At 60.7% G+C, this 17387-nt stretch carries 12 protein-coding genes and 1 tRNA gene; 11 read left to right on the top strand and 2 right to left on the bottom strand.

Annotated features, from left to right (window positions below):
• The first annotated feature begins 14 nt into the window (after positions 1-14).
• The 5 genes from rpmG (at position 15) to dapC (ending at position 5019) form a co-directional block, all read left to right on the top strand.
• The gene (gene rpmG / locus ACZ41G_RS06900; protein ID WP_003814458.1) at positions 15-185 is read left to right on the top strand and encodes a 50S ribosomal protein L33; all 171 of its coding nucleotides are present in this window, start codon (positions 15-17) and stop codon (positions 183-185) included.
• Between the two features lie 118 nt (positions 186-303).
• Positions 304-1503, top strand: coding sequence for a UDP-N-acetylmuramate dehydrogenase (locus ACZ41G_RS06895; protein WP_464145059.1), 1200 nt, complete (start codon positions 304-306; stop codon positions 1501-1503).
• Between the two features lie 222 nt (positions 1504-1725).
• Positions 1726-3345, top strand: coding sequence for an amino acid permease (locus tag ACZ41G_RS06890; RefSeq protein WP_464145057.1), 1620 nt, complete (start codon positions 1726-1728; stop codon positions 3343-3345).
• A gap of 10 nt (positions 3346-3355) precedes the next feature.
• Positions 3356-3682: a ferredoxin gene (gene fdxA / locus ACZ41G_RS06885; RefSeq protein WP_015450985.1), complete on the top strand. Its 327-nt coding sequence runs from the start codon at positions 3356-3358 to the stop codon at positions 3680-3682.
• Positions 3683-3840: 158 nt separating this feature from the next.
• Positions 3841-5019, top strand: a complete 1179-nt coding sequence (dapC, locus tag ACZ41G_RS06880) for a succinyldiaminopimelate transaminase (protein WP_441481995.1) — start codon at positions 3841-3843, stop codon at positions 5017-5019.
• Positions 5020-5178: 159 nt separating this feature from the next.
• On the opposite strand, the gene dinB is transcribed toward dapC, so the two are convergent.
• Positions 5179-6531, bottom strand: a complete 1353-nt coding sequence (gene dinB, locus ACZ41G_RS06875; RefSeq protein ID WP_464145055.1) for a DNA polymerase IV — start codon at positions 6529-6531, stop codon at positions 5179-5181.
• A 119-nt stretch (positions 6532-6650) separates the two neighbouring features.
• On the opposite strand from dinB, the gene ACZ41G_RS06870 reads away from it, so the two are divergent.
• The 6 genes from ACZ41G_RS06870 to rpsI all read left to right on the top strand — a co-directional run bounded on the left by ACZ41G_RS06870 (position 6651) and on the right by rpsI (position 13955).
• Positions 6651-6738: transfer RNA gene (locus ACZ41G_RS06870), tRNA-Ser, on the top strand.
• Positions 6739-8916: 2178 nt separating this feature from the next.
• Positions 8917-9558, top strand: coding sequence for an IMPACT family protein (locus ACZ41G_RS06865; protein ID WP_464145054.1), 642 nt, complete (start codon positions 8917-8919; stop codon positions 9556-9558).
• Between the two features lie 158 nt (positions 9559-9716).
• Positions 9717-10499, top strand: a complete 783-nt coding sequence (locus ACZ41G_RS06860) for an AbrB family transcriptional regulator (RefSeq protein WP_441482320.1) — start codon at positions 9717-9719, stop codon at positions 10497-10499.
• A gap of 73 nt (positions 10500-10572) precedes the next feature.
• The gene (malQ, locus tag ACZ41G_RS06855; protein WP_412170458.1) at positions 10573-12738 is read left to right on the top strand and encodes a 4-alpha-glucanotransferase; all 2166 of its coding nucleotides are present in this window, start codon (positions 10573-10575) and stop codon (positions 12736-12738) included.
• Positions 12739-12992: 254 nt separating this feature from the next.
• Complete coding sequence (gene rplM, locus ACZ41G_RS06850) at positions 12993-13442, top strand: 50S ribosomal protein L13 (RefSeq protein WP_464146258.1); 450 nt, start codon at positions 12993-12995, stop codon at positions 13440-13442.
• A 21-nt stretch (positions 13443-13463) separates the two neighbouring features.
• Positions 13464-13955, top strand: a complete 492-nt coding sequence (rpsI, locus tag ACZ41G_RS06845) for a 30S ribosomal protein S9 (protein WP_015450977.1) — start codon at positions 13464-13466, stop codon at positions 13953-13955.
• Positions 13956-14532: 577 nt separating this feature from the next.
• Here rpsI and glgX read toward each other — a convergent pair.
• Complete coding sequence (gene glgX / locus ACZ41G_RS06840; RefSeq protein WP_464145053.1) at positions 14533-17169, bottom strand: glycogen debranching protein GlgX; 2637 nt, start codon at positions 17167-17169, stop codon at positions 14533-14535.
• Positions 17170-17387 lie beyond the last annotated feature (218 nt).

The raw sequence follows: 17387 nt of genomic DNA, 5'->3' as shown, positions 1-17387 counted from the left end.
AGAGGTGAACCAACATGGCAAGCAAGAGCGCCGACATCCGTCCGGGTATCACGCTGGCATGCACGGAGTGCAAGGAGCGTAACTACATCACGACCAAGAATCGTCGTAACACTCCTGACCGTCTTGAGCTGAAGAAGTTCTGCCCGCGTTGCGGCAAGCAGACGGTTCATCGCGAAACCCGCTGAATCTGTTCGAGCATGGTATCACGCTTGCGAGAAAGCCTGACTTCGGTCAGGCTTTTTTGTTATCCGCCGACCTCGCGCGGGACGCCGTCTCGGCAAGCCTGCGGCTAGTATGGCGGGTATGACCACAGAGCACAGCACCACGACGTTCGCCGACCTGACCACCATCGGTGTGGGCGGGCCGATCCGCACCTTCCTGACTCCCGATACCCGCGACGGTGTCATCGACGCCGTGCGGCAGGCCGATGCCGCAGGGTTCCCGCTTAGCGTCATCGGTGGAGGTTCGAATCTTCTTGCCGCCGATGCCCCCTTCGACGGTGTTGTCGTGCGGGACGCGCGCCAAGACATCCGTTTCGGTTCGCCGCAGGCGGACGATACGGTCGCCGTCAGCGCGGACGCCGGCTGCAACTGGGATGATTTCGTCGCCGAAAGCGTCGCCCACGGGCTTGAAGGCGTCGAGGGGCTCTCGGGGATTCCCGGTACGGTCGGCGCGTCGGTCGTGCAGAACATCGGCGCGTACGGCCAGGAGGTCGCCTCCAGTGTTGCCCAAGTCGAGGCTTGGGATCGCGAGGAATCACGCACGGTGACCCTTGACCCGCAGCATTTGCGTTTCGGATACCGCATGTCCGCGCTGAAAGCCAGCATGTACGACGCTCCTGCGCAGCCGTCCGACAGGTTTTTCCCGACACCGCGCTTCGTGGTCCTGTCGGTGACGTTCCTTCTGCACCGCGGGGCGGAAGGCACCGTCGGCTATGGGCAACTCGCCAAGGCGCTCGGCGTTGAGGTCGGAGACCGTATGTCGGTTGCGGCGATCCGCGACGCCGTGCTCAAGGTGCGCGCCGCCAAAGGCATGCTGGAAGACGCTCACCGCTATGGCATCCCGGTCATGGCTGGCGCCAAACGTGCCGACACCGTACAGGCGGCATTGCAAGCCCAGCGTGAGGCGACCGGCTCGGACGGCCCGGATTTCAACCGGCACAGTTGCGGCAGTTTCTTCATGAACCCGATTCTCGACGACACGCAGGCGGCCAGGCTGCCTCAGGACGCTCCGCGCTTCCCCGCCGTGTTGCCGTCGGGCGAGCCCGGCACCAAGACTTCTGCGGCATGGCTCATTGACCATGCCGGATTCCACAGGGGGTACGCCGTCGCAGCCGGCGCCCCGGCGAGCCTGTCCACGCTGCACACGCTCGCATTGACCAATCGCGGTTCGGCGCGCGCTGCGGATATCGCGGAACTCGCCCGGACGGTCCGTGACGGCGTCGAACAGGCGTTCGGCGTGCGGCTGGTACCCGAACCCGTGCTCGTCGGCGTCACGTTGTGACCTCCTGGGGCCGCAGTGACCGTGGCAGGCCGGATCCACCGGATCAGACCGGATCCGGCACCAGCCAATCTGGGCTCATCAGGTGACAATCAATCGGAAATCGCGGGATTGTGGCCATGACCTGCGCCCGCCGTTCAGACGGCAGTAGAATCAGACGCCGTGCGTACCGCCACCATCCGTGGCATACCACACAGCGCATTGAGGAGAGGATCTGAGAGCTGTATGCATCTTTTCAGAACGAAATCAGTTGAGCAGACGCTCGCGGAAACAGGCGACAGCGAGCGCAAGCTGGTGCGCACGCTCGGTGTGTGGGATCTGGCGATGATGGGTGTCGCGGTCGCGGTCGGCGCGGGCATATTCTCCGTGGGCGCCCAGGCGATCGCCTATCATGCGGGTCCTGCGGCGATTCTGAGCTTTCTGATTGCCGGTATCGTGTGCGGTGCGGCCGTCATGTGCTATGCGGAGTTCGCGTCGATGATTCCGGTCGCCGGGTCCGCATATACCTTCACCTACACGACGATGGGGGAGCTGGTCGCCTGGGTTATCGGCTGGGATCTGATCCTCGAGATGCTCATGGCCGGTTCGGTCATCGCGAAATACTGGGGCGTCTATTTGAACGACTTCCTGCATCTGATCGGCTGGAACACCACCACGCAAGTGCAAGTCGGCGGATTGACCATTGACCTCGCCCCCTTGGTGATTGTGGCGTTCTTCACCGTGCTGCTGGTGCTCGGCACCCGGTTGTCCACGCGCGTTGACGGCGCGTTGACGGTGCTGAAAATCGGCATCGTACTGTTCGTTGTCATTGCCGGTTTCTTCTATGTCAAAACAAGCAATTTCACGCCGTTCATCCCGCCTGAACAGCCGGCTTCGAGTGTTCGTGGCGCGTCGGCGAGCGGGGCGATGATGCAGCCGCTGTGGCAGTGGATGACCGGTATGAAGCCCACTGTCTACGGCGTGCCGGGTATTCTGTCGGGCGCGGCGCTCGTGTTCTTCGCCTTCCTGGGCTTCGACGTGGTCGCCACCGCCTCGGAGGAGACCAAGGACCCTGGCCACAACGTACCGCGCGGCATCGCCTTGGGCATGAGTCTGGTCACCGTGCTGTACATGCTGGTCGCCGTGGTCACGACCGGTATGGTCTCCTATAAACAGCTTGCCAAAGCGGACAGTCCGTCCCTGGCCACCGGCTTCGAGTTGGCGGGGGCCACCTGGGCGGCGAAAATCATTTCGCTGGGCATCGTGATCGGCTTGACCACCGTGGTTATGGTGCTGTTGCTCGGCCTGACGCGTGTCGTGTTCGCGATGAGCCGCGACGGTCTGCTGCCGCGAGGCCTGTCGAAAGTAGGCAAACACGGCACTCCAGCGCGCTTGCAGATCGCTGTCGGTCTGATTGTCGCGTTGGTCGCGTCCTGCTTCGATATCGATATTCTGGCGGATATGGTCAATATCGGCACGTTGTCGGCGTTCACTCTGGTGGCGCTCGGCATCCCGATTATGCGGCGTAAGCGGCCAGACCTGCCGCGCGCCTTCCGCATGCCCGGCAATCCGTGGGTGCCAGTGCTGATCGCGCTCGCGAACTTCTGGCTTATGCTCAATCTCAGCGTGTTGACTTGGTTGCGATTCCTAGTGTGGCTCGCCATCGGCTTCATGATTTACTTCGGCTACTCGTACCGGCATTCGCGGCTCGGCAACGGCGAGTTGGTCGATCATTTGCCCGGCGGAGCAGGTGTGCGGGCGTACGCACCCACGTCGTCAGTGTCTGCGGCGTCTTCACCTGACTCGTCGGTTCCCGTGTCCCCTGCGTCCACGTCCCCGACCGTGGGTAGTGTGGATGGCGAATGAGGAGGTAGCCATGGCCTATGTCATTGCCCAGCCGTGCGTCGACGTCAAGGACAAAGCCTGTGTCGACGAATGCCCGGTGGATTGCATCTACGAGGGTTCACGTTCGCTGTACATCAATCCCAACGAATGCGTGGATTGCGGTGCCTGCGAGCCGGTGTGCCCGACCGAAGCCATCTTCTACGAGGACGATCTTCCCGAGGAGTGGGCCTGGTACAAGGACGCCGCGGTGAGTTTCTTCGACGAAGTCGGCGATCTGGGCGGAGCGTCAGCGGCCGGCCCGATCGGCAAGGACCCTGCGCAGGTGGCCGCCCTGCCACCGCAGAACCAGGAGTCCTGAGAACATTCAGGCGTGTTGGACGGCCGCCGCACCTTTCGTGTGACGGCCGTCCTCGTATATCTCGTCATCACCCGTCGCATCTTGGCTTGGCTGAGCGTCGGCCGGGCGCGGCGGAAACCCAGACGCAACCCCGCGCTGGGGCGGAGAGGAGTAACATCATGGGATTCGCGGCATTCGATAACACCTACGATTGGTCGAGACTCGCCACATACCGGCAAACAGCCATGAACACGCCGAACGGGCAGATTGACTTGTCTGTCGGTTCCCCGGTCGATCCGGTCCCGCAATCCGTGCAGCGTGCGCTCGCCACAGCCGCCAACGAACACAACGCCTTCGGATACCCCAAGACCATTGGTACCGATGATTTGCGCGGGGCGATCGCCCACTGGATGCGCGTGTGCCGCGGTGTCGACATGGACGCGGTCGGCGCCGGTGTTGTTCCCACGGTCGGATCCAAGGAAGCGGTGGCGCTGATGGCCTCACTGCTCGGTCTCGGCCAGGGGGATGTCGTCATCCAGCCGAAGGTGTCCTATCCGACGTACGAAATCGGCACGCAAATCGCGGGAGCCTCAGTACACAAGGTCGACGATGTCGCCGACACGGATTCCTGGCGGACCATCCCCGGAGTTAAAGCCATCTGGATCAACTCCCCGTCCAACCCGACCGGGGCGGTGCTGTCCGCCGACCAGCTTGCCGGCATCGTCGCAGCGGCGCGCGAGATCGGCGCTGTCGTGCTGTCCGACGAATGCTACGCGATGATGGATTGGCGCACTGCTTCCACTCATGATGACTCCAACGAGGCGCAGGCTGCGAATTCCTTCTCGCTGTCCTCCACGCCGTGCGTGCTGTCATCCGCGGTATGCGAGGGCAGCGCCAAGGGCGTTCTCATGCTGTATTCGCTGAGCAAACAGTCGAATATGGCCGGGTATCGCACCGCGTTCATCGCCGGTGATGCGGGCATCATCAAGCACATGTCCGCATATCGCAAACAGCTCGGCTTGATTATTCCGGGACCCGTGCAGGCGGCGATGGCTGCCGGACTGCGCGATGTCGCATCCGTGCACAATCAGTGGAAGCGCTACCGGTATCGCCTTGAATCGCTTGTCAGCGCGCTGCGCGATTACGGCTATGACGCGCACATGCCGCAGGGAGGGCTCTACGTGTGGGTCAAGGCGTTGAGTGGTGACTGCTGGAACGATATGGCGGCGCTCGCTGATTTGGGCATCGTCCCCAGCCCCGGCGAATTCTACGGTGCGCCGGATTCGTTGCGCTTCTCGTCCACCGCGGATGACGAGACCATCGAACTGGCGTGCTCGGCCTTGCGACACGCCGCCTGATTGACGGTTGATCGGGATTGCAAGCGAAAGACAAGCTAACGGCAGTGAGGTGGGTCCGGCGGGTCTCCTGACCGGTCGGAACGTCCGCCGGAGAGGCGCTGCTTGTCGGCTGTGGGTTGCGCGGCTGTGGTCATGTAGCGGTTAATCCCGATTTCGGGGCTAATCGTGGTTCGATCGATGCGAGTCCGGGGCGGTGCGCGAGTTGGACACCGCGCGATGCCGTGTATCCTGTCCCTCGCCAACGCCAAGGCTAACCGCGCCGAGCCCGTAGCGTTGCCTCACGGCATCCATCGCCTGTTCGGCGTCGCGCAGCCGATTCGACCGCGATTCTCCGCTTGCGGATTCATGCTCCTCAAGCATGTCCTCCAGTGTCGGTTGGATGATCGCACCGCGTGCCTGAATCAGGCCGCTTGCGCTGATGCCCGCCAGTCGGATTTCCTTGGGGAGCGGGGTGGTGTCCGGCGTGTCGGGGGCGAGCCCCAGCGTGGTATTGAGCAGTTCCACTGCCTGGGGGTAGAGGGTGCTTGCCGCGTCCGCAGGATGATCCATGGTTTTTGCCCGTGTCGTGTACGACAAGTCGGCATAGCGCAGTTTCACGGTCAGGGTACGGGCCATCAGTCCACGTGTGCGTAGGGAGCGTGCGACCTCATCGCAGCAGCGTCGCAGCAGGCCGCGCACTTGGCGAGCATCATGTGTGTCCTCATCGAAGGTGCTTTCTGAACCGATGGATTTCTCAGGCGTATGTGGGGTGACCGCGCGTTCGTCGAGCCCCCAAGCCGCCATGTGCAGATTGTGTGCGGCAATGGCCGAGCCGGTGGCTTGCGCGAGTGCGGTTTCGCTGGTGGTGGCGAGGCCGGCGACGCTGATGATACCCCAGCTGTTGAGTTTGCGTTCCAAAGACGGCCCGATGCCTGGAATGCCGCGCAGAGGCATCATCTGCACGAACTGTGCCTGACGGTTGACCGGGATGAGCAGCATGCCGTCGGGTTTCGCGTTGGTGGACGCCATTTTCGCGACCAGTTTGTTCGAAGCGATGCCCACCGAGCAGGTGATGTGATAGCGCTGTGCGACCTGGGCGCGGATCCAGGCGCCGATGCGGCTCGGCTTGCCCCACTGGCGCAATGCGCCGGATACGTCCATGTAGCCTTCATCAACGGATACCTGTTCGATCTGGTCGGTGATTTGACTGAACACTTCGTCGAAGATGCGCCGCGACATCATGCGGTAATAGCTCATATCGACGGGCAGGAACACGCCGTTAGGACATAACTGGCGGGCGCGTGCGGTCGCCATCGCGGAATTTACACCGTACGTGCGGGCCTCGTAACTTGCTGCGGATACGACGGAGCGTGTTCCGGTGCCGATGATCACCGGTTTGCCTTTGAGACGGGGATTGCGGGCGATTTCCAGTGAAGCGTAGAAGGCGTCCATATCGATATGCAGCACCGTGCAGCCGGTTTCGTCATGTCCCCAGTCTCGTTTGGCGGCTTGAAGTCGTGGTGCGGTGCTCATGCATCCATCCTAAGCCGGAGAGGGGTTTTCGGCTGCAGGCGGCGATGGGCGTGGCGTGATGTGCACTCGTCGGCGAAAGGTGGTATGGTAATGTGATGTTGCGCTCAGCGACGCAACATGGAGTCATGCCTGAGTGGCCGATAGGGGCACCCTGCTAAGGTGTTAGTCGCATTTAGCGGCTCGAGGGTTCGAATCCCTCTGACTCCGCCCATGGGCTTCCGGACAATCCCGGAAGCCCTTTTTTCATGCCCGCAAAATCCTTGCAAAACCTGGGGTTATCGGCGAAATATGTGTCCGGCGGTGGAGCGCGTGGGTCTTGATTATTGTTCCGGTCTCCGCGCGCGTCCTGTATGCCGTGTCATGCACGGCTGAGCAAATATTGACGGAAAGTTGCCGTGACTGGCCATGTTCTGCGGCTATCGCATGCCGAGGCATGCGCTTTGCGGGTTGACTTGTCGGTGCCATCAATGTTGCCGGTCGGTATCGGTCCATTTGGATGATTTGAGCGGCGGGGTGGAAGAGGATTGACCGTGGACAGGTTGGAACCTAGGCGGGTAATCGAACATTCCTGCACTGAATCGGAGAACGCTGGGCGGAATCGGAACCGGTCCGTGTCGGCATTGGACCGGACCTGCCCGCCAATCATGGCATCGCTGTAAACCCCCGGGATTCCAACGATTCGCCGATGACTTCGGGGTCGACCGTTGTCGCGGCAGCCGAGCATCAGCCTAGGCTGATGGACTCAATCGCGAATCGCGCGATGGAATCGGAACCGGTCCCTACCGGCGTCGCAACGGACATGGCTCCCAGCCATGGTATCAACGTAAACAGGCGGAATTCCAGTGATTTGTATGCACTGCGATAATCAACCATTGCGCGGCGAGTCACTTGAGCCGCCCGGATCGCGGACCGAATCGGAGAATAATAGTCGAAAATCAATCCAGTCCGCAAAGGTGCCGATCATTACACCTCCCGCAGGTCACGCCCACGACGAAAACCGCAGAATACCAATAATCTTCCGGTAGGCCTGGCTCTAACCAAGTGACACTCACCCACCCTAGAGGCCAAGTCCGCGGACTGAATCGCAAATTGCGCGTCGGAATCGGAACCAGTCCACACCAGCGCCTGTCCGTCGACGACGGCAACACCGCAAATCCTCGGAATCCCAGCGCTCAAACCACATCATCACAATCATCCGTCGCAAGTGTAGCTGCACGGATCGTCCGGATCGCGGACCGAATCGGAGGATGCGAACTGAAAACTGATTCAGTCCGTGCTGGCATTGGACTTGGCCTGTCCGTCAATCATGGCATCGCTGTAAACCCCCGGGATTTCAATGATTCGCGGATTTCTTTGGGCTGGTCGTCGGCGCGACGGCAAGACATCCGGCCGAGCCTGTGGACTGAATCGGAGAACGCGTATCGGAATCGGAACCGGTCCACACCGGCGCCGACCGGTATCAGACAACCGCCCGCGGCGACACCGTAAACCCGCAACGTGGAGCCAAAACTTGATACGCGCAACAACAGATTCGACCTCTAATCTGCTCTAAGCGGTGCAGATGCCCTATACCCAATGGCCCCGCTTTTCGGTGTCGAGCAGCCCTGCACGCGTGCATGTCCACGCCATCCCATCCACGGTCCCGACCACGGTTGTGGCGGTCCTATGCCCGAAGAAGTATCATGGCACAATCTCGATATCTCTCGTTTCCGCAACGATTTCGCAAGATTGAGATTATTTTGCATGCGATCGATGCCATTACTCTCCGGTTCGCGTGAGGAGAGATAGGATACCGCGAGCGTGACATCGATGATCTGGCCAAGTGATACGTGGTCGGGGTTCGCTAGCCCTGTTGAGACGCGCAAGTCGCGGAATCGTCCGGGAATGGGGCAAGCCTACATCACCTGATTGTTCCGCTCATTCGTCGGTGGACATGTGCCCGTGTATCCGGTTCATGCCATTTGAATGAGAAACGATTGATTCGGCGGGCATCGTTGCCCACTGGAACGTAGGGCGGAGCCGGAGGTACGCCTTTGTCCGCCGTCTCCGTACTTCCATTGTATCTATACAATGGCGGAATTTCAGCATTTTCTGATGGTCCGTTGCTCGGTACAGCGGGAAAACTGCATTCGTTGTCATCCCGATTTCCCGCGTAAATATTCTGGTTTTGCGTTAACATTTTTCCGTTAATGAATATGTCCACATTCCGGTACTTCGTGCGTCGTGTCGAGGCGTGTCTCGGCGTGTCGGGCGGTGCCGCACCCCGTTGTCGCCCGACATCCGCCATGTCGCCCCGCTGGAATGCATTCGGTCCAGCGCATCAGGCCTAATCGAAAAACCAGTCGTGCGTGCGCCATCATCCCATGCGCTATCGTGGAAGCTGTTATGACTGAATCATTCACGGTGCTCAACCCCGCATCCGTCCCCGCACAAGGGTCGCTTACGGACAAGAAGTCCGAGTTCATCGCCGACATCTGCCATGTTGACGAGCTTGCGCAAGCGGTGTCTTTCGTGGAGACGATTCGCGAACGCCACCCGAAGGCGCGTCATGTGGCCTATGCCGCGATATGCGGCGATCAAGGGCGGCTCGCAGAGCGGATGAGCGATGACGGCGAGCCCTCGGGCACTGCCGGCAAGCCGATTCTCGATGTGCTTCGCGCCAATCGTCTTACGGATTGCGTGGTGACGGTCACCCGATATTTCGGCGGTATTCTGCTGGGGTCCGGCGGCTTGACGCGGGCGTATTCTTCGGCGGCGTCATTGGCAGTCAAGGCGGCAGATACCGCGAGAATCGCCACCTGTGTGCGGTTGCGGATGACGGTCGGTTATCCGCAGCTTGACACGCTCACCCATCTCATTGCGCAATCCGACGGCGTACGGGACAACGAACAGTACACCGATGTCGTTCGCCTTGATGCGCTGATCGAGCAACCGAAGGCGCAAGAGTTCAGCGCGCGTGTCGTCGAGGCCTTCAGCGGATCGGTGCACGCCGAGCGGATTGGTGTCGAACACCGGGCGATACAGTGAGGGGTATGAGTGACGGCATGAGCGAGACGACAGCATCGCAACACGAAGAGGCGACTGCGGCCTCACAGGAGGGGCAGTTGCAGGAGGGGCAGCCCCAAGACGGGCAGCTTCAACATCAGCAATCCGAAGGCGAATCGGTTGCTGAGGCGCCTAACACTATGGCATCCGATACCGACGCGCCTGACGTCAACGTATCCGAGACAGATACAGACACATCCGACGTCGGTACGCCGGCTTCCGACGCGTCTGATACCGGTACGCCGGATTCTGCCACACCCGGTGATTCTGACGCGCCCAGTGAATCCGCCACGCCCGACACCGCAGCCGCGTCCTTCGAACCGCTGACCGTCACCTACGAACGCCTGCGCCATACCGATGACGTCGCCGAACTGCACGAATACGCGCGTCGCCCGTTGCCGGACCGTTCGTTGCAAGCAGCCTTCTCCCGCGCCACCGCACTGCTTGAGGCGGTCGCGGGCAATCAGCATACGCCGCTTGAAGACCGGGTGTTTTTGGCTACCGAGATGCCGTTCCCGAATATCTTGGTCAAACTCTCGGAAGATCCCGAACCTCAGGTGCGTCGTGGGGTCGCCGCGAATCAGGATGACAAGAACTGGCTGGTGGGGCGTCTGACCAAGGACCCCGATCCCTCGGTGCGTGACGCCGCTCTGCGCAACCCCCGTACATCTTGGAAGATGCGTCTTGAGGGGGCGCAGAACCCTGAAGTCGACGCGGACACTTTGGACTTCCTGTCCACGCTTGGCGTGTCGTGCGAACCCGGCGCCCCGGTCGTCCTCGCGGGCATGGTGCGACGCGCGGTAGCCCTCAATCCTCGAGCCTCGCAAGAGACCTTGCAACGTCTGAGCGCTGACACCTCCCCGTCCGTGGCGCGGTGCGCACAGCGCAGGTTGGAAGCAGCGCAGACGGGCGAATCGAATTAAAATCCCAGAAAACTGTCGATGAATCCGGGATTTCGTCTTCTTCTGGTCGCTTTTTGGGCTTACACTTGAACGTATGACAGAGAAGACCGAAAACGATGAGCGCCTCGCTCGTCCTCTGATTCGTCTTGCCAAGCTCGTCGGCATTGGCACCAGCTATGTCGGCCAAAGTAACGACTACCACGAAATCGAGGACGACGTCCTCGTGGCGGTACTCGCGGCGCTTGGCGTGGATGCATCGAACGATGAGGCCATTGAACGTTCCATCCGCACCATTCTCGACGAACGCCACGCGCGTCTGGTTCCTCCGACCGTCCTGCATACGGTCGGCAAGGAGGACTCCGTGCTGGTCAATACCGGCATCCTGGAGATTCCGTCGGCGACCATCACCTTGGAAGATGGCCGGCAGTATGACGGCGAGCTCGTCGCCGGGGCAGGCGACGGCTCTCAGGCGTATTCGTTGGACGGCAAGTTCGTCGCGACCGCCTCGCTGGCCCTGCCGAAGGATCTTCCGATCGGCTACCACACGCTGCATGTGCGTGTTGGTGACCGCGAGCAGGACGCCACACTGATCAGCGCTCCGGAGAAGATCGAGCTGATCGACCCGATGAAGAACAACCAGCTGTGGGGCTGGATGGCTCAGCTGTATTCGATTCGTTCCAACGGTTCGTGGGGTGTCGGTGATTTCGAGGATCTCAAGACCCTCCTCGTGGAAGCCAAACGCAAGACCGGCGCCGATTTCATGCTCATCAACCCGGTCCACGGCAGTGAGCCAGTGGCTCCGCTGACCCCGTCTCCGTATCTGCCGATCAGCCGTCGTTTCGTGAACTTCACGTACATTCGCCCGGAGTCCATTCCGGAATACAAGCAGCTTGATGACGCCGCTCGCAAGCAGATCGAGGAGCTGCACTCCCAGGTCGAACCGCTCAACGGCGACGCGCAGCTCATCGACCGCGACACCATGTGGCGTATGAAGATGCGTGCGCTGTGGCTGGTGTTCAAGGCGGGACGCTCTGCCGGCCGCCAGGCTGACTTCGACGTGTACAAGAAGGAGCAGGGCGCCGAGCTCGAATCCTATGCCACGTGGTGCCTGTGCTACGACAAGTGGGGCAAGCCCGAAGACACGCCGGACAACTGGGAGCGCAAGTACGCCAAGGATTCCGCGCAGGTCGCGGCGCTGCGCAACCAGTTCCCCGACACGCTCGAGTTCTATCGTTGGCTCGAATGGATTGCCGGCGAGCAGCTCGAATCCGCCCAGCGTGCGGCGAAAGACGCCGGCATGAAGATCGGTCTGATGGCCGATATGGCCGTTGGTGTCCATCCTGCCGGATCCGACGTGTGGTGGAATCCTGAGCGTTTCGCCAAGGGCGCCACGGTCGGCGCGCCGCCGGATTACTTCAACCAGCAGGGTCAGGACTGGAGCCAGCCTCCGCTCAACCCAATCCAGCTGGAAAACACCGGATATCAGGTGTACCGCGAGATGGTGCACGGCATGTTCGCCCGTGCGGGTGCCGTCCGCATCGACCATATCCTGGGCCTGTTCCGCCTGTGGTGGATCCCGCAGGGCAAGGGCGCCAAGCACGGCGCCTACGTGTACTACGATTCCGAGGTCATGCTCGGCATTCTCGCCATTGAAGCGGCGCGCGCCAACGGCGTGGTCGTCGGCGAAGATCTCGGCGTGGTCCCCGATTTCGTGACGAAGTCGCTCGGACGTCACGGCGTGCTCGGTTGCGCTGTTGAATGGTTCGAACAGATGGACGGCAAGTTCAAGGCCCCGAAGACTTGGCGCGAGTATGCACTTGCTTCGGTCAACACCCACGATATGCCGCCGTCTTACGGTTACCTCGAGTATGAGCAGGTGAAAATCCGCGAGAAGCTCAACTTGCTGGACTGCCCGGTCGAGGAATTCCAGGCATCCGCAACCAAGGAGCACAACGCGATGCTCAAGATGCTCGTCGACAACGGCTATCTTGACGCGGAACTGCTCAAGGACGAGAAGGCCAATGAGCAGCAGATCGTTGAGGCGCTGTACCGCGGTCTCAAGGATGCGCCGAGCAAGCTCATCGCGGCATCCATCACCGACGCCGTCGGCGAGAAGCGCGCACAGAACCAGCCGGGCACCAACAACGAGTACCCGAACTGGCGTATCCCGCTCGCGGATTATGACGGCAACGTTGTTCCGCTTGAGGAGCTCTTCGACAATGAGCGCCTGAAGTCGCTGACGAAGATTATGAATTCCTGACGTATTGTCGGGCGAATCGCGGTGGCCTGTCGGTTGTATTCCGGCAGGCCACCGTTGTATATACGGCGTGGTGGCGTGTTGCGTTTGGGCAGGGGAGACGATATACTTATCGACTGTTGTGTTCCCAAGGGGTCCTTCAAAGCGCTTTCCCACTCGCCATCGAGGACTTTCAGGGAGCCCACGATAAGAAAACCGGGCCGTTTCGCGCTTGCGGGCGGTTAGGTTTGGAACACAATATGAGAAAAGGTACAATCGTGAAGACTTTCACACCGAAGCCAGATGATCTGACTCATGAGTGGTACGTCGTCGACGCCACCGACGTGGTGCTCGGCCGTCTCGCGACGCAGGTCGCTATCCTGCTGCGCGGCAAGAACAAGCCGACGTACGCGCCGCATGCCGATTCCGGCAATCATGTCATCGTCATCAACGCCGCGAAGGTGGCGCTGACTGGCAACAAGCTCGACAAGGTGCTGTACTCGCACTCCGGCCGTCCTGGTGGCCTGCGTCGCGACAAGTACGCCGACCTGCTCGAGCGCAAGCCGGAGCGTATCATCACTGCCGCCGTCCGTGGCATGCTGCCGAAGAACCGTCTTACGAAGGTGCAGCTCAACCGTCTGCACGTCTTCGCCGGCGAAGAGCATCCGCACACCCCGCAGAAGCCGCAGGTCTTCGAGATCGCGCAGGTTTCTCAGCAGGCCAAGTGAACCGAAGGGAGATAAAGAAACATGGCTGAAAACACCAACGACTCCGCGGTTCTCGAGACCGAAGAGGAGCTCACCTCGTACACCACCGAAACCAACGCCGGCGCTGGTACCGGTACGTCCCAGATTGCACCTTGCTACGGCACTGGCCGCCGCAAGGAAGCCGTCGCCCGTGTCCGTCTGGTTCCGGGTACCGGCAAGTGGACGATCAACGGTCACACGCTCGAGGAATATTTCCCGTCGAAGCTGCTGCAGCGTGAGGTGAATTCCCCGATCGTGCTGCTCAAGCTTGAGGGCAAGTTCGACGCCATCGTCCTCGTGGACGGCGGCGGCACCACCGGCCAGGCCGGTGCTATCCGCCTCGGTGTCGCCCGCGCCCTGAACGCGGTCGATCGTGACGCGAACCGTATCGCGCTGAAGAAGGCCGGCTTCCTGACTCGCGACTCCCGTGTCGTCGAGCGCAAGAAGGCTGGTCTGCACAAGGCACGTCGCGCTCCGCAGTTCTCCAAGCGTTAAGTTTGCTTGTTCGCGCTATTGCGCGTTACAGATGCCGGTATCCCGAAAGGGTGCCGGCATTTGTCGTATCACCGCTGTGTTGGTTTGAGCGGTGAAGGAATTGCGCAGTCTAGTGGCGTCTCGCCTGCCTGTGCGACTGTTAGTAATCGCTCCCTGCAACGCATGACGGGTACATGACCACATGAATTCAATATCTTGAGCAGATGGCCTGATTGCCCGAGAAATTGCGAAATACATCCAAATATCTCTTGATGTTGGCGCGATTGCGCGAGACATTTGGATTCCGCGATCCACCTGCCCCGATGCGTGACCCGAGAAAATCGCAGAATATCAACGATTTGCCGTAAGTCAATGTACCCTCACCGACGGCAATATCTCAATATCTCGTGTCTGTCAGCGATTTGAGGGAGATATTGAGACATTTTCCTGAATATCTCGGCGATTTTGCCAATATCCAGAGAAATTGAGAATTCCTTGACACAAGGGATTGCTTCGGAGGGGTGTTGCTCCGGAAGGGGGTGCTCCGGCGGTGCAGAAGCCATCTATACTGCGCCGCCGTCACCCCTAGCCGGTTCAATCAGTCTGCCTGATTTTTCGGCTTGATCTGCTGCATGAGCGTGATGCTGTACTCTGGCACCATCCACGACTCCTGCTCTGGCTTAGCGTCGTCATGATTGTTATGATGCTGCGTCGCCGACTTGGCGGTATTGCGTGAGCTTGTGCCCGGTGCCGTATTCCCGGTTGCATCGGCACTGGTTCCAGCCATTGCGCCTGTCTGTGCTCTTGCGTCGGCAGGAACGCCTTGATGCGGGGCACGGAGCTGTTCGGCTGCGTCGGCTTGCGCGATGACGTTTGGAACTGGCGGCGTCATCACCGACGTCGAGTCATGCGGCGTGTTTTGGACTTGGGCGATGACGTCGCTCAGCGGGTGCCGCGTCAGGCGCATCGCCATCCAATTCATGTCAGGCGAGTGCTGGGCCACACTGACTTTGGTGCCTGGGGCGGGCTCGATGCCTTCGGCTTGGGCCGAACTCCACACAGTCTGCCATGAGCTGTCGGCTGGCAGACGGAAGCTGCGGTCACCGGCATCACCGTTGATGATGATGAGCAGATCGGCAGAATTTCGTGCGATCAGACGCATGGCGAACCGGCGTGTCGTAGGATTCGACCAGTCCCTGTCCACCGGCGCGTTGCCGTCTGGCAGGAACCATTGCACGCGGCTGGACTGCTTGAACAGCCCGATTTGTGTCAGACGCGTGTAGAAATCTTCGGTATGGAACAGCGAGAGGGATTTGCGTGCGGAAATCAGCCGCGACACAGATTCAAAAATCCGCAGCTGACTGTTCTTGCCGGTCGAGTCCATCCAATCCCATTGCAGCCATGTGATGTCGTTGTCTTGGCAGTAGGCGTTGTTGTTGCCTTGCTGGCTGTTGCCGAACTCGTCACCGGCTTGGAGCATCGGCGTGCCCAGCGACAGCAGCAACGTGCCGAGAAGATTGAGCGTGGCCCGTTCGCGGTGCTGGTTGATGGCGGGGTCGTCGGACGGTCCTTCGTGCCCGAAGTTGACTGAATAGTTCACATTCGACCCGTCGTTGTTGTCTTCGCCGTTGTCCTCGTTGTGTTTGCGGGCGTAGGCGGTCAGGTCGGCGGTGGTGAAGCCGTCATGACAGGAAATGAAGTTGATCGACGACGGAGCGCCGCGTCCTGGCTCGGTGGCGAAGAGGTCTGCGGAACCGCACAACCGGGTGGCCATCTCCTGCATGCCGGTTTCCCCGTTGCCCGGCCGGTCGACCGGATCGGTCAACCAGAATTGCCTGACCGAGTTGCGGAAGGTGTCGTTCCACTCGCCGAAGGGCATACCGAACTGGCCGGTGCGCCACCCTTGATAGCCGACATCCCAAGGCTCCATGATGAGTTTCAGGTTGCCCAGCAGCATGTCGCTGCGCAAGGCGTACAGGAAGGGGTGATGCTTGGTGAAGTTGCCGTCGAGACGTGCAAGCGAGGCGGCCAGGTCGAAGCGGAAGCCGTCGACGCCGATCCGTTTGGCCCAGTACCGCAGGCTGTCGATGGCGAAGGTCACGACATGCGTGTTGGAAAAGTCAAGCGTGTTGCCGCAGCCGGTGGTGTCTTCCAACCGGCCGGGATTGTTGCGCTGGTGCCGGTAGTAGGACAGCTCGTCCAGCCCTCTCCAGCATACGGTCGGCCCGTCGGTACCGCCTTCGCATGTGTGGTTGTAGACCACGTCCATGATGACTTCGAATCCGGCCTCGTGCAGGGCTCGGACCATGTCGATGACTTCCTGGCGAACCGCGCGCGGGCCTGAACGTTGTGCGGCCTGCGTGGCGTAGGACGGCTCCGGCGCGAAGTATCCGAGCGTCGAATACCCCCAATAGTTGTGCCGGCCGCGTTGCTGGAGAAACAGCTCATCCTGTTTGGCTTGGATTGGCAGCAGCTCAATCGAGGTGACGCCGAGTGTCTGCAAGTAGGACAGGGTAGCGGGGTGGGCGAGCCCTGCATATGTCCCGCGCAATTCCGGAGGCAGCCACGGCGCGTTCGCTGTGAAGCCTTTGACATGCAGCTCGTAGATGACGGTTTTGCTCCACGGCACGTGGGGATGGGAGGGCTCGCCTTCGTGCTTGGTGGTGTCTCGGTCGTCGATGGCGACGGACACCGGCATGCTGCCGAGGGAGTCAAGTGTGCTCATGTTGCCGTCGGGGGATCCGTGGACGACCCCGTTGTCGATGGTGCACTCGTAGGAGAATGCGGGGGCGTCGAGTTTCATGGTCCCGTCGATGCCCTTGCCGTAAGGGTCGAGCAGGATTTTGTGCGGGTTGAAACGCACGTCATGTTTGGGATTCCATTGCCCGTCCACGCGATAGGCGTAGCGCATGCCGTCCCAGGCCTTGGGCAGGTGGACATACCACAGGCCGTAGTTCGGACCGCTCATTGCGAACAGGGTTTCGCGCACGTACATGGATTCGATGATGCGCGAGCAGATGGGGAAGAGCCGCACTTCTTGCGTCCATGGGATGGGGGACCCCTTGAACAGGCGAACCGCTTCGTTGTAGAAGGCGGAAGGGCGGTCGAGTGGCTCGTAGACGCACAACCAGATGCGGTCGGCTGTTTCCGATCTGACGACGGCATCCGCCCCGCCATCGTCGGTGAAGTAGAGACCTGGCCGTGTGGCGTAACGGTGCAATGGCGGATTTTTCATGGTGCCATTGTAAGGTCTGCGTAGCCTGTTTGCGCAAACATCGCACACGATATGGTCACATGTTGGGGTATCTGCCGCATTGTCGAGCGAAACTCACAGAATCGAACAAAAACCATTCAGTTGATACCATGAGGTGCTCGCCGATTCTCATGAAACGCTCAACACCACGCAAGCATGAGAACGTACCGGTTATCCGCTACATTGTGATGAAGGTCACA

The organism is Bifidobacterium porcinum (genome assembly GCF_055378475.1).
This window is presented reverse-complemented; position numbering and strand designations above follow the sequence as displayed.